This is a genomic window from Burkholderia sp. BCC1638 (genome assembly GCF_902833195.1).
Taxonomy (GTDB): domain Bacteria; phylum Pseudomonadota; class Gammaproteobacteria; order Burkholderiales; family Burkholderiaceae; genus Burkholderia; species Burkholderia diffusa.
In genome coordinates this window covers 218,641-231,527 of sequence record NZ_CADFEC010000004.1, presented here as the reverse complement: position 1 = coordinate 231,527, position 12,887 = coordinate 218,641, and the positions used below count along the sequence as shown (strand labels likewise).

Here is a 12,887-nt window from a genome sequence, read left to right as displayed (position 1 = left end):
GACTTACAGTCCGATTTCCTGCCAGAGCCGGTCGACGCGCGCCTTCACGGCCGCATCCATCTCGATCGGGCGACCCCATTCGCGGTTCGTCTCGCCGGGCCACTTGTTGGTCGCGTCGAGCCCCATCTTCGAGCCGAGGCCCGCGACGGGCGACGCGAAATCGAGATAGTCGATCGGCGTGCTGTCGACCATCACGGTGTCGCGCACGGGGTCGACGCGCGTCGTGATCGCCCAGATCACCTCGTTCCAGTCGCGGATGTTCACGTCCTCGTCGACGACCACGATGAACTTCGTATACATGAACTGCCGCAGGAAGCTCCACACGCCGAACATCACGCGCTTCGCATGGCCGGCGTAGCTCTTCTTCATCTGGACGATGGCCATCCGGTAGCTGCAGCCTTCCGGCGGCAGGTAGAAGTCGGTGATCTCGGTGAACTGCTTCTGGAGCAGCGGCACGAACACCTCGTTGAGCGCGACGCCGAGCACGGCCGGCTCGTCGGGTGGCTTGCCGGTATAGGTCGAGTGATAGATCGCGTCGCGGCGCATCGTGATCCGCTCGACGGTGAACACCGGGAACCACTCCTGCTCGTTGTAGTAGCCGGTGTGGTCGCCGTATGGGCCTTCGAGCGCGTGTTCGTATGCGGCGGCCGCGTTGCCGGCCGGCCGCGGCGGTGCGCCGGCCGGGGCAGGGGCGGGCGCGCCTTCCTGCGGATGGATGAAGCCTTCGAGCACGATCTCCGCGCGCGCGGGCACCTGCAGCGTATCGACGCCGGGCGTCAGGCACTTCGCGAGCTCGGTGCGGCTGCCGCGCAGCAGGCCGGCGAACTGATACTCGGACAGCGAATCGGGCACGGGCGTCACCGCGCCGAGCGTCGTGGCCGGATCGGCGCCGAGCACGACCGCGACCGGATACGGCTTGCCGGGGTTCTGCAGCGCGAATTCGCGGAAGTCCAGCGCACCGCCGCGATGCGCGAGCCAGCGCATGATCAGCTTGTTGCGGCCGATCAGCTGTTGGCGATAGATGCCGAGGTTCTGGCGCGGCTTGTTCGGCCCGCGCGTGACCGTGAGGCCCCACGTGACGAGCGGCCCCGCGTCGCCGGGCCAGCAGGTCTGGATCGGCAGCTTGTTCAGGTCGACGTCGGCGCCCTCCCAGACGATCTCCTGGCACGGCGGCGACGACACCGATTTCGGCGCCATGTCCCATACGGCCTTCGCGAGCGACAGCAGCTTGCCGGCGTCCTTCAGGCTCTTCGGCGGATCCGGCTCCTTCAGCGCGGACAGCAGCCGCCCGAGGTCGCGCAGCGAGCCGAGCGCGGCGTCGTCGCCCGCATCGACACCCATGCCGAGCGCCACGCGGCGCGGCGTGCCGAACAGGTTGCCGAGCACCGGGAACGCATTGCCGGGCGGCGCTGCGAACAGCAGCGCCGGGCCGCCGGCACGCAGCACGCGGTCGCACAATTCGGTCATTTCGAGCACGGGCGACACGGGCTGCGTGACGCGCCGCAGTTCGCCGAGCGCCTCGAGGCGCTGGATGAAATCGCGTAAGTCTTTGTATTTCATGAAGAAGGTCCGGGCCGCCCGCAAGGCGGGCAGCGATGGGCGGGCGCAGCGGCCGGCTGCGCCCCGAATCGACCGACGATTTTACCCGCGCGGCCGCTCGCACGCCCGGCGGAGAAAATTGTCGACGACGCGCAGAGCCTCTACGGCAGGGGGCCGGCGATCTGAAGGGCGATTCAAAATTACTTTTTGTTATAATTTTAAAGTTTTATAGTGTTGACGATCTATAAAACCCTGCTAGAATCCGCTCACATTGGTTGCAGGGTAAAAGGCTTCGAGCCGCCAATCACCGATCTTTGACGCAGCGCGTCACCGTCCGCCGAAACCTGCACGGCGTATTCGACGGCCTTTGTCGTAGTCCCAGCCAGCGCCACCAGACGCTGGTTTTTTGCGTGGGTGCCACCGCGTATGCCCGCCTCGCCCATTGTGCGAAGGTGCCGGCCCTCTTACACCGTGGCCTCGAACGGTACTTATACCGTTTCCCCGATGCTTGCGCGTCCCAACCAAGGCGTGCGGTGTCGTGATTCCGCGGCGCGTTTTTTGTCTCGCCATCGAGCAGAGCGAGCCGCACGAGTCATGTTCATGGGAGATGATCTGAATGAACGCTTGGTTATCGTGGCGTCCCAGTGAGCAGCATGCGCAAATCGTGCGCAACATGCTGCGTCGCGGGACGCGTGTCAGTCACCATCTATTCAGCGTTGTCGGCTGTCTCGCTGTCGCGGTCGCACTTGCCCTTTGGCTGCTGCCGACCGTGCGCGGGAATCTCGCCGCGAAGCTGATGCCGGTCGTATCCGCGGCCGTGCAGGCCGGTCCGGCCCGTCTGCTGACCGGTCATCCGCTGCCGAACTTCGCGCCCGCTGGCGCGCAGCCGCAGCAGGAAGACGCCCCGGAAACGGATGCGCTCGCCGTCGGTCTCGACGTCGCACCGGAAACCGCCGCGCAGAACGATGCGTCCGATCCGGCCCGTAACGGCCCGTCGCCCGTCGCGCTGGCGAAACTGATCCCGACCCAGCGGGTCCCGGCCGATGCGCGCGACGATCGCGCGCTCGCGTCGAACCGCGAACAGGCGTTGGTCGCCACCTACCTGTCGCGCCGTTACCGGGTCGCGCAGGAGCCCCTCGGCCAGCTCGTCAAGGCTGCTTTCCAGACCGGCCGCGACGTCGGCCTCGATCCGCTGCTGCTGCTGTCCGTGATGGCGATCGAATCGGGCTTCAACCCGTACGCGGAAAGCGGCGTCGGCGCACAAGGCCTGATGCAGGTCATGTCGAAGGTTCATTCCGACAAATTCGAGTATTTCGGCGGTACCGACACCGCGCTGCAACCGCTCGCGAACCTGCAGGTCGGCGCGCTCGTGCTGAAGGACTGCATCGCCCGCGGCGGCTCGCTCGCGAACGGCCTGCGCCTGTACAACGGCTCGACCAACCCGGACGACACCGCCTACGGCTCGAAGGTCATGGCCGAGCGCGGTCGCCTGCGCGACGTTGCGCATGGCCGCAGCGTGTCGGTCAATGCGCCGCAGGCGCCGGCCCAGCCGTCGAAGCCGATCGTGACCGCGGCCGTGACGGCATCGGCCGGCGGCGCCAAGCGCGTGCATGCGACGCTCGACGGCGCGCAGCCGATCACCGCTAAGGCGGCTGCCGCGCCGAAGGGCGCACCGCAGCAGGACGACGCGAGCGTCGATACCGCGAAGCAGGCGCATGGCGGCGACCACTCGGAACTCGGCGCGTAACGTCGCGCGGTTCCGGCCAGGCTCCAGCAAAAAGGCACCCGAATCGGGTGCCTTTTTCTTTTTGTGCGGGAGGAAAGGCCGGCGTGCCGGCCGGGAAAGCAGATCGCGGTCAGTGCCGGCCGAAGAGTGTCGCGAGCCGCTCGACGGCCTCTTCGAGGCGCGAGTAGGCAGTCGCATAGGACAGCCGGATATAGTCGCGCGGTGCATGCACGCCGAAATCCATGCCCGGCACCAGCACGACACCCGCGTCGTGCAGCATCGCCTGCGTGAGCGCCGCGCTGTCGCCGGCCGCGGGATGAGCGACGCCGCCGCAGTGCGCATACACGTAGAACGCACCGTCCGGCATCACGGGCACGGTGAAGCCGAGCTTCTCGAGCGCTGGCGCGATGAAGTCGCGGCGACGCTTGAATTCGAGGCGGCGCGCCTCGTAGATGTCGAGCGCCGCCGGCTCGAAGCACGCGAGCGCCGCGTGCTGCGCGAGCGCGGACGGACAGATGAACAGGTTCTGCGACAGCTTTTCGAAGGTACCGACGAGCGCGGGCGGCACGACGAGCCAGCCGAGCCGCCAGCCGGTCATGCTGAAGTACTTCGAGAAGCTGTTCACGGTGACGACGTCGTCGCCGAACGACAGCGCCGACACGGGCGCCGCGTCGTAGCTGAGCCCCTGGTAGATTTCGTCGACGATCGTGAAGCCGCCGCGTGCGCGCACGGCTTCGACGATCCGCTTCAGCTCGTCCGGCTCGAGCGACGTGCCGGTCGGGTTCGACGGCGACGCGAGCAGCACGCCGCGCGTGCGACTGCCCCAGCGCGTGCGGACGTCGTCCGCGGTGAGCTGGAAGCGCGCTTCCGGGCCGCTCGGCACGAGCACCGGCCGACCTTCGGCCGCCGCGACGAAGTGCCGGTTGCACGGATACGACGGGTCGGGCATCAGCACCTCGTCGTCTCGGCCGACGAGCGCGAGGCACGCAAGCAGCAGCGCGGCGGAGGCGCCGGCCGTCACGACGATCCGCTCGGGGCTGATCGTGAGGCCGTAGGCGCGCGCATAGTGCGCGGCGATCGCTTCGCGCAGCGGCGCGATGCCGAGCGCGCTCGTGTACTGCGTGACGCCGCGGCGCAGCGCGGCCGCCGCCGCCTCGACGACGGGCTCCGGCGCGGTGAAATCCGGTTCGCCGATGCCCATGTGGATAACATCGCGCCCGGAGGACTCGAGCCGCTGTGCCTCCTTCATCAGTTCCATCACGTAGAAGGGCTGGATCGCGTCGACGCGTGCGGCGAGCGTGACGAGCGAATCGGCGGTGGTATTCATCGGTCGGGCGGAGCGGGGAGGGGGAGGGAGAACGAAAAACGGGCGCTTGCGCGCCCGTCTGCCTGCGGAATCAGCCGTTGCGGCGCGCCTGCGTTTCGGCGGGGCGCAGCTTTGCGGCCAGCTTGTCGAGCACGCCGTTGACGTACTTGTAGCCGTCGGAGCCGCCGAACGTCTTCGCGAGTTCGACTGCTTCGTTGATGATCACGCGGTACGGCGTTTCGACATGATGCGTGAGCTCGAACGTCGCGATCAGCAGCACGGCGCGTTCGACCGGCGACAGCTGATCGACCGGACGGTCCAGCGACGGCGTGAGGGCTTCGACGAGCGTCGCATGCTCGCGAATCACACCGTGCAGGATCGCGTCGAGCAGCTCCTTGTCGGCCTTGTCGTAACCGAGCGCGCCGCGCAGTTGCGCGTCGATCTCGCCGGAGGCCGCGTTCGACAGCAGCCACTGATACAGGCCCTGCGTCGCCAGCTCGCGCGATTGTCGGCGGGCGCTCTTCTTCATGCGCGCTCCTCTTCGTCGTCTTCGTCCTCTTCTTCTTCTTCTTCGTCCTCGTCGTCGCCGAGCTGGTCGAGTGCCATCGTCAGGTTGGCCATCTCGACCGCGACGCGTGCGGCGTCACGACCCTTTTCGGTCATGCGCGCGACGGCTTGCTCGTCGTTTTCGGTCGTCAGGACCGCGTTGGCGATCGGCAGGTTGAAGTCGAGGCCGATGCGGGTGATGCCCGCGCCGCTTTCGTTCGACACGAGTTCGAAGTGGTACGTCTCGCCGCGGATCACCGCGCCGAGCGCGATCAGTGCGTCGAACTGGCCGCTTTCCGCGAGCTTTTGCAGCGCGAGCGGGATTTCCAGCGCGCCGGGCACCGACACGAGCAGCACGTCTTCACCGGAGACGCCGAGGCGCTCGAGTTCCTCGACGCACGCATCGGCGAGGCCGTTGCAGACGGGTTCGTTGAAGCGGGATTGCACGATGCCGATACGCAGGCCGTCGCCTTCGAGATTCGGTTGGTATTGTCCGATTTCCATGATCTGGTCCGTGGTGTGGATGAACGGTTATAGGGCGAAAGCGTCGTGGCGGGTTACGCGTGGGACGCCGGGCAGGACTTGGCTTCGCCGCCGGGCATCGGAATGAAGCCCGTGACTTCGAGGCCGTAGCCGGACATGCTGCCCAGCTTGCGCGGATTCGACAGCACCTGCATCTTGCCGACGCCGACGTCGCGCAGGATCTGCGCGCCGATGCCGAACGTCTTGAAATCGACCGGCCGGCGCTTCAGCGCAGCGGCCCTTTCTTCCTCGTCGAACGCCTTGAAGACGTCGATCAGATGTTCCTTCGTGTCGCCGCAATTGAGCAGCACGATCACGCCGAGGTCGCGTTCCGCGATCTCGTGCATCGCCGCGTCGAGCGTCCACGAGTGCGTCGAGATGCCCGTCTCGAGCAGATCGAGGACCGACAGCGGCTCGTGCACGCGCACGGGCGTATCAACGTCGGGCGACGGCGTGCCGCGCACCAGCGCGATGTGCGGCGAGCCGCTCGGCTGGTCGCGGTACAGCACCGCGCGGAACGTGCCGTGCGCGGTCTGCATCGTGCGCTCGGCGATCCGCTCGATGATCGATTCGGTGCGGCTGCGGTACTGGATCAGGTCGGCGATCGTGCCGATCTTCAGATCGTGTTCCTTCGCGAACTCGAGCAGGTCGGGCAGGCGCGCCATCGTGCCGTCGTCCTTGATGACCTCGCAGATCACCGCGGCAGGCGTGAGCCCGGCAAGCGCGGTGAAGTCGCAGCCGGCCTCGGTGTGGCCGGCGCGCACGAGCACGCCGCCCGGCTGCGCCATGATCGGGAACACGTGGCCCGGCTGCACGATGTGCTCGGGGCGGACGTCGTGCGCGACCGCCGTGGCGATCGTGTGTGCGCGGTCGGCGGCCGAGATGCCGGTCGTCACGCCTTCGGCCGCTTCGATGCTGACCGTGAACGCGGTGCCGTATTGCGTGCCGTTGCGGTAGGTCATCAGCGGCAGGTGCAGCTGCTTGCAGCGTTCCTGCGTCAACGTCAGACAAATCAGGCCACGGCCGTACTTGGCCATGAAGTTGATCGCTTCCGGCGTGACGAATTCGGCGGCGATCACGAGGTCGCCTTCGTTTTCGCGGTCTTCTTCGTCGACCAGGATCACCATCCGGCCGGCTTTCAACTCCGCGATGATGTCGAGCGTGGAGGCGAGCGTCATAAGGGGGCGAGAAAGAGGAAAGTGCGTATTTTACGCCAGCCGGACCGCGTTTCGGCTGGCACCGGCTGCGCGCGGCCGGCGAGCGCGCCGGAAAGCGGTGCGGCCGGCCGTCGGGCCGGGCCTGCCCGGGCCGGCGCGGGCCGCCCGAAGACGGGCCGCCGCAGGCCGGCCGAGGCCCGGCCGTGCGTCACGCCTGGTCGTTACGGCCGCCGAGGTAGTCGAGCTTGCCGAGTTCGACGCCGCTGTGGCGCAGGATGTCGTACGCCGTCGTCACGTGGAAGAAGAAGTTGGGCAGCACGAAGTTCAGCAGATACGACTGGCCGGTGAACTCGATCGGGCCGACGCGCATCTTGAGCACGACCTGGCGCGCTTCGCTGCCGTCGATCTGCGCGGCGTCGAAGCCTTTCAGATAGTCGATCGTCTTCTGGATGCGCGCGTGCAGTTCGTCGAATGTCTGCTCGACGTCGGGATAGCTCGGAATGTCGACGCCGGCGAGCCGCGCGGCGCAGCCCTTGGCCGTGTCGGTCGCGATATACACCTGGCGGACGAGCGGCAGCATGTCCGGATAGAGGCGTGCGCCGATGAACACCGACGGGTCGATCTGCTTCTCGGCCGCATGCGCCTGCGCCTTGCCGAGGATGTGCTGCAGGTTGGTGAGGCCGCGGATCAGGACGGGCAGCGAAGCCTGGTACATCGAGATGGACATGGGGACGACTCCTGGAGGAAAAGGGGCAGCCGGTACGCGGCGCACCGCGCGCCGCGGCGCCGAAACCGCTGCCGTTGCATCTTAGCGCGACGGGATGACCCGTGCGCGTCGTTGGCCATCAGGCCAGGTGCCGGGCCACGCCGCCGGGCGCCATTTCCCATCCAGCGGGCGGAACCGGCTGGTCAGTCCTGATGCACGCCCTGCGATGCCGACATCATCCGCTCCACATACCGCGCGATCATGTCGATTTCGAGATTGACCTTGTCGCCGGCCTTCACGTGACGCAGCGTCGTGACCTCGACCGTATGCGGGATCAGGTTGATCGAGAACTCGCAGCCGTCGGCGCGATCGTCGACCGTGTTGACGGTCAGGCTCACGCCGTTGACCGTGATCGAGCCCTTGTACGCGAGATAGCGGCCGAGCTCGCGCGGCGCGACGATCCGCAACTCGTGCGATTCGCCGACCGGCGCGAAGCGCGTCACGGTGCCGAGGCCGTCGACGTGGCCCGACACGATGTGCCCGCCGAGGCGGTCGTGCGCGCGCAGCGCCTTCTCGAGGTTCACTTCGCCGGGCTGCGCGAGGCCGACCGTGCGGTTCAGGCTTTCGCGCGACACGTCGACGTCGAATCCGGTGTCGGTTTTCTCGATCACCGTCATGCACGCGCCCTGGATCGCGATGCTGTCGCCGAGCGCGACATCCGCCAGGTCGAGCCCGCCGGCCTGCACGGTCAGCCGCACGCCCGCCTCGGGCGACGTGCCGAGCGGGTTGATCGCTTCGATGCGGCCGACGGCCGCGACAATTCCGGTAAACATCGTGACGGCTCCGTTCAAAGAGTGGCGGAGGGCGGCGCGACGCGCGCCAGGATCCGCAGATCGTCGCCGATCCGCTCGACGCTGTGGAACGCGAGTCGCGTGCGGGCGTCGAGGCTCGCCGGCGCGGCGAGGTCGAACATGCCGGCCGCGTCGCTGCCGAGCAGGCTCGGCGCGAGGTAGACCAGCAGCTCGTCGACGCACTGCTCGCGCAGCAGCGAGCCGTTCAGCTTGTGACCGGCCTCGACGTGCAGTTCGTTGACGCCGCGCGCGCCGAGCGCGGCCAGCATCGCGGGCAGGTCGACCTTGCCGTACGCATTCGCGAGCGGCACGATTTCCGCGCCGCGCGACTTCAGCACGTTCGCGCGCACTTCGCCGGCGGCATCGAGCCGGCCGCAGAAGATCAGCAGCGGCGCGCCTTCGAGCAGGCGCGCATCGAGCGGCAGGTCGAGGCGGCTGTCGACCAGCACGCGCTGCGGCTGGCGCGGCGTGTCGACGCCGCGCACGGTCAAGAGCGGGTTGTCCTCGCGCACGGTACCGATCCCGGTGAGGATCGCGCACGCGCGCGCGCGCCAAGCATGGCCGTCGAGGCGCGCGGCCTCGCCGGTGATCCACTGGCTTTCGCCGGACGGCAGCGCGGTGCGTGCGTCGAGCGACGCGGCCGTCTTCATCCGCACCCACGGGCGGCCGCGCGTCATCCGTGACACGAAGCCGATGTTCAGTTCGCCCGCTTCGTTCGCGAGCAGCCCGCAGCGCACGTCGATGCCCGCGTCGCGCAGCATCCCGAGGCCGCGCCCCGACACCTGCGGATTCGGGTCTTCCATCGCCGCGACGACCTTCGCGACGCGCGCGTCGATCAGCGCGTTCGCGCACGGCGGCGTGCGGCCGAAGTGGCTGCACGGCTCGAGCGTCACGTACACGGTGGAGCCGGCGACGTCATGGCCGCGCGCACGCGCGTCCTTCAGCGCCTGCACTTCCGCGTGGTCCTGGCCGTCCGGCTGCGTGAAGCCTTCGCCGATCACGTCGCCGTCCTTGACGATCACGCAGCCGACGCGCGGGTTCGGCGCGGTCGTATACATGCCGCGCGCCGCGAGCGTCAGCGCGCGCTGCATGTGGGCGAAATCGGTATCCGAGAACATGCGTGCGGACCCGGGTCAGGCGGCGAGGGCCGCGAATGCGCGGCGTGCGGCCGCGAGCGTCGCGTCGATCACCGCGTCGTCGTGCGTGCTCGACACGAAGCCGGCCTCGTACGCGGACGGCGCGAAGTACACGCCTTCGTCGAGCATCAGGTGGAAGAAGCGGTTGAAGCGCTCGACGTTGCTCTTCGTCACTTCCGCGAAGCTGACCGGCACGCGCTCGGCGAAGTACAGGCCGAACATCGCGCCGATCGAGTCGGCGGCGAACGGCACGCCGGCCGCGCGTGCTTCGGCCGCGAGGCCGTCGGCGAGGCGTTTCGTCTGCGCGGTCAGCGCGTCGTAGAAGCCGGGCGCCTGGATCAGTTGCAGCGTCTTCAGGCCCGCGGCGACCGCGATCGGGTTGCCCGACAGCGTGCCGGCCTGGTACACGCCGCCGAGCGGCGCGAGGTGGGCCATGATGTCGCGACGGCCGCCGAACGCGGCGGCCGGCATCCCGCCGCCGATCACCTTGCCGAGGCAGGTGAGGTCGGCCGCGATCCCGTAGTACGCCTGCGCGCCGCCCAGCGCGACGCGGAAGCCGCACATCACCTCGTCGAAGATCAGCACGGCGCCGTGCTTCGTGCACAGCGCGCGCAGCGCGTTCAGGAATTCGGGCGTGCCGCGCACGAGGTTCATGTTGCCCGCGACGGGCTCGACGATCACCGCGGCGATCTCGTCGCCGAACGCGCCGAACGCTTCTTCGAGCGCGGCGACGTTGTTGTATTCGAGGACGGTCGTGTGTTTCGCGATGTCGGCGGGCACGCCGGCCGACGTCGGGTTGCCGAACGTCAGCAGGCCGGAGCCGGCCTTGACCAGCAGGCTGTCCGCGTGGCCGTGATAGCAGCCCTCGAACTTGACGATGCGGCTGCGGCCCGTGAAGCCGCGCGCGAGACGCAGCGCGCTCATCGTGGCCTCGGTGCCGCTCGACACCATCCGCACCTGCTCGATCGACGGCACGAGCTTGCAGATTTCCTCGGCGATCTCGATTTCCGCCTCGGTCGGCGCGCCGAACGAGAAGCCGTCGGCGAGCACGTTCTGCACGGCCGACAGCACTTCCGGATGAACGTGGCCGACGATCATCGGGCCCCACGAGCCGATGTAGTCGATGTACTGCTTGCCGTCGGCATCCCAGAAGTACGGGCCCTGCGCGCGCGAGACGAAACGCGGCGTGCCGCCGACCGAGCGGAAGGCGCGCACCGGCGAGTTGACGCCGCCCGGAATGGTCTTCTGGGCGCGTTCGAAGAGGATCTGATTGTTGGACATGTGCGAAACCTGCGAGAGAAGGGCGCGGGGGCCTGTGCACGGGCCGCGGCGCCTGGGCGGAACGATCGTCCGATTGTACCGGAGACGCGCATGACGGGCCCGCCGCGCGGTCTGCGGCCTTTCGGCACGCGGGGGATTGGCCGGCGCGCTTGGCCGGCGTCCGATCCGGCCCGGTTATCGCGGCGGCTTGCGCTTGCCGGTCAGTTCGGCCCAGCGCTTCTCCAGCGGGCCTTCGACCATCGGCTTGATCGACGTGCCGGAGGACTGCGCGTCCCAGGTCTGCACCGAGTATGGATGCACGCGCAGCGCGTCGCGCGGGATCACGACGTCCTGGTGGGCGTCGACCAGCCAGTCGTAGACGAAATCGATGCACAGCCGGTAGCCGCGCTTCGTCGCCGGGTCCGGCACTTCGTAGGGCGCGCGCGTCACGTAGCCCGAGCCGAACACGCCCTTCGGCTCCTTCGCGACGCGGTGCAGGAACACGCGATCGCCCGGCAGGATGCCGCGCGCGAAGCCGCAGCCCCACACGTCGTGCACGGCCTCGCCGGCCTTCACGCGCGCGGCGACGTCGGGCAGCTCGGGCCACGGCCATTTCTTGGGGCTCCAGATCAGCAGGAAAGCGGTCATCGGTTCGGTCGTGCGTCGATTGGGGCGGACAGGAAGAGCGGGGAGCCGCAAGCTTAATCGAATCCGCGTGCGGTCTCGTGCCGCCTCGTGCGACAGCGGCAGTGACCGGCCGTTCGGCCGTGCGCGGCACCCGGCCGCCGGCACGCGAAAAAGTTGCGCGTACAATCATGGGCCTGAGCGCCGTCCGCGGCGCGGCCTCCCGTCTTCACCGCCACGCGCGCCCCGATGCGCGCGGGCCTCCATTCCGGATACCCATGTCCCACGTCGTCCGGCGCCGGCCCGATGCCCGGCTGATCCTGTTGCTTGGCGCGCTCGCCGCTTGCGGGCCGATCGCCACCGACATGTACCTGCCGAGCCTGCCGTCGATCGCCGACGGCTTTTCCGTCAGTCCCGGCGCCGCGCAGCGCACGCTGACGAGCTTCATGGCCGGCTTCTCGATCGGCATGCTGCTGTACGGTCCGATGTCCGACACGTGGGGCCGCCGGCCCGTGCTGCTCGGCGGCATCGCGCTGTTCACGCTCGCGAGCATCGGCTGCTTCGTGTCGAACTCGATCGACATGCTGATTCTCGTGCGGTTCCTGCAGGCGCTCGGCGCAGGCGCGGCGTCGGTGCTGTCGCGTGCGATCGCGCGCGACGCGCACGAGCCGACCGATGCGGCGAAGGTGCTGTCGATGGTCGCGATCGTCACCGCGGTCGGGCCGCTGCTCGCGCCGCTGATCGGTGGGCAGATCCTGCGCTTCTCGGGCTGGCGCGGCGTGTTCGTCGTGCTGGCCGTGTTCGGTGCGGTGTGCGCGACGACCGCGTACCTGCGCGTGCCTGAAACCTGGCCGAAGGAGCGGCGCAAGAGCGCGGCCGTGCTCGCGTCGTTCGCATCGTACGGGCGCATCCTCTCCGATCCGGTCGCGTGGGGGCACATGCTGTGCGGCGGGATGGCGTTCGCGTCGATGTTCTCGTACATCACCGCGACGCCGTTCGTGTACATCGAGTATTTTCACGTGTCGCCGCAGCACTACGGGCTGCTGTTCGGCCTGAACGTCGTCGGGATCATGATCGGCAATTTCGCGAATACGCGGCTCGTCGGCCGCATCGGCTCGCTGCGCATCATCGCGGCCGCGTCGCTCGTGAGCTGCGTCGCGTCGCTGGCGGTCGCGCTCGTCGCGCTGACCGGGTGGGGCGGGTTGTGGTCGATCGTCGTGTGCCTGTTCTTCGTGGTCGGCGTGGTCGGAATCCTGTCCGCGAACTGCACGACCGACCTGATGCATCGCTATCCGCACAACGCGGGCGCGTCGGCGGCCGTGTTCGGCGCGATGCAGCTCGCGCTCGGCGCGGTCGCGAGCGTCGCGATCGGCGCACTCGCGGACGGCACGCCGTTCGCGATGGGCGTGACGATCGGCGTCACCGGCGTGCTGTGTTTCGTCGGCCGCTCCCTCGTGCTGCGCTGGCATGGCCGGCCGGTGAAAGCAGGCGCCTGAGCCGCCGCGGCATGAAAA

At 68.6% G+C, this 12,887-nt stretch carries 12 protein-coding genes; 2 read left to right on the top strand and 10 right to left on the bottom strand.

Translation table 11 applies throughout. The features are described 5' to 3' along the window. Nucleotides 1-3: 3 nt before the first annotated feature. Entirely contained in the window at nt 4-1,560 is a 1,557-nt protein-coding gene (locus HWX22_RS06425) for a UbiD family decarboxylase (RefSeq protein ID WP_059690774.1), read from the bottom strand. A 595-nt stretch (nt 1,561-2,155) separates the two neighbouring features. Between HWX22_RS06425 and HWX22_RS06420 the strand changes: the two genes are divergently transcribed. Then, the gene (locus tag HWX22_RS06420; protein WP_175907515.1) at nt 2,156-3,286 is read left to right on the top strand and encodes a transglycosylase SLT domain-containing protein; all 1,131 of its coding nucleotides are present in this window, start codon (nt 2,156-2,158) and stop codon (nt 3,284-3,286) included. Between the two features lie 109 nt (nt 3,287-3,395). Here HWX22_RS06420 and HWX22_RS06415 read toward each other — a convergent pair whose 3' ends face one another. From HWX22_RS06415 to HWX22_RS06375, 9 genes are all read right to left on the bottom strand, one after another. Then, nucleotides 3,396-4,592, bottom strand: coding sequence for a pyridoxal phosphate-dependent aminotransferase (locus HWX22_RS06415; RefSeq protein WP_175915241.1), 1,197 nt, complete (start codon nt 4,590-4,592; stop codon nt 3,396-3,398). A 70-nt stretch (nt 4,593-4,662) separates the two neighbouring features. Further along, nucleotides 4,663-5,100 carry a transcription antitermination factor NusB gene (nusB, locus tag HWX22_RS06410; RefSeq protein ID WP_059530215.1) on the bottom strand — a complete coding sequence of 146 codons (438 nt, stop codon included), beginning with the start codon at nt 5,098-5,100 and terminating at the stop codon, nt 4,663-4,665. Next, entirely contained in the window at nt 5,097-5,621 is a 525-nt protein-coding gene (ribH, locus tag HWX22_RS06405) for a 6,7-dimethyl-8-ribityllumazine synthase (RefSeq protein WP_175915240.1), read from the bottom strand. The genes nusB and ribH overlap by 4 nt, the downstream gene beginning before the upstream one ends. 53 nt (nt 5,622-5,674) lie before the next feature. After that, nucleotides 5,675-6,817: a bifunctional 3,4-dihydroxy-2-butanone-4-phosphate synthase/GTP cyclohydrolase II gene (gene ribBA / locus HWX22_RS06400; RefSeq protein WP_175915239.1), complete on the bottom strand. Its 1,143-nt coding sequence runs from the start codon at nt 6,815-6,817 to the stop codon at nt 5,675-5,677. 187 nt (nt 6,818-7,004) lie between these two features. Further along, nucleotides 7,005-7,523 (bottom strand): DUF1993 domain-containing protein, encoded by a 519-nt coding sequence (locus HWX22_RS06395; RefSeq protein WP_059530206.1) that lies wholly within the window; start codon nt 7,521-7,523, stop codon nt 7,005-7,007. 182 nt (nt 7,524-7,705) lie between these two features. After that, entirely contained in the window at nt 7,706-8,335 is a 630-nt protein-coding gene (locus HWX22_RS06390; RefSeq protein ID WP_175915238.1) for a riboflavin synthase, read from the bottom strand. A gap of 14 nt (nt 8,336-8,349) precedes the next feature. Continuing rightward, entirely contained in the window at nt 8,350-9,471 is a 1,122-nt protein-coding gene (gene ribD / locus HWX22_RS06385; RefSeq protein ID WP_175915237.1) for a bifunctional diaminohydroxyphosphoribosylaminopyrimidine deaminase/5-amino-6-(5-phosphoribosylamino)uracil reductase RibD, read from the bottom strand. A 15-nt stretch (nt 9,472-9,486) separates the two neighbouring features. Beyond that, on the bottom strand, nt 9,487-10,770 hold the full coding sequence (gene hemL / locus HWX22_RS06380; protein ID WP_059530198.1) for a glutamate-1-semialdehyde 2,1-aminomutase: 1,284 nt from the start codon (nt 10,768-10,770) through the stop codon (nt 9,487-9,489). Between the two features lie 174 nt (nt 10,771-10,944). Continuing rightward, nucleotides 10,945-11,397, bottom strand: coding sequence for a hypothetical protein (locus HWX22_RS06375; protein ID WP_059448147.1), 453 nt, complete (start codon nt 11,395-11,397; stop codon nt 10,945-10,947). Between the two features lie 254 nt (nt 11,398-11,651). Between HWX22_RS06375 and HWX22_RS06370 the strand changes: the two genes are divergently transcribed. Further along, a complete protein-coding gene (locus tag HWX22_RS06370) occupies nt 11,652-12,869 on the top strand; it encodes a Bcr/CflA family multidrug efflux MFS transporter (RefSeq protein ID WP_175915236.1) in 1,218 nt (405 codons plus the stop codon). The last annotated feature ends 18 nt before the right edge of the window (nt 12,870-12,887 follow it).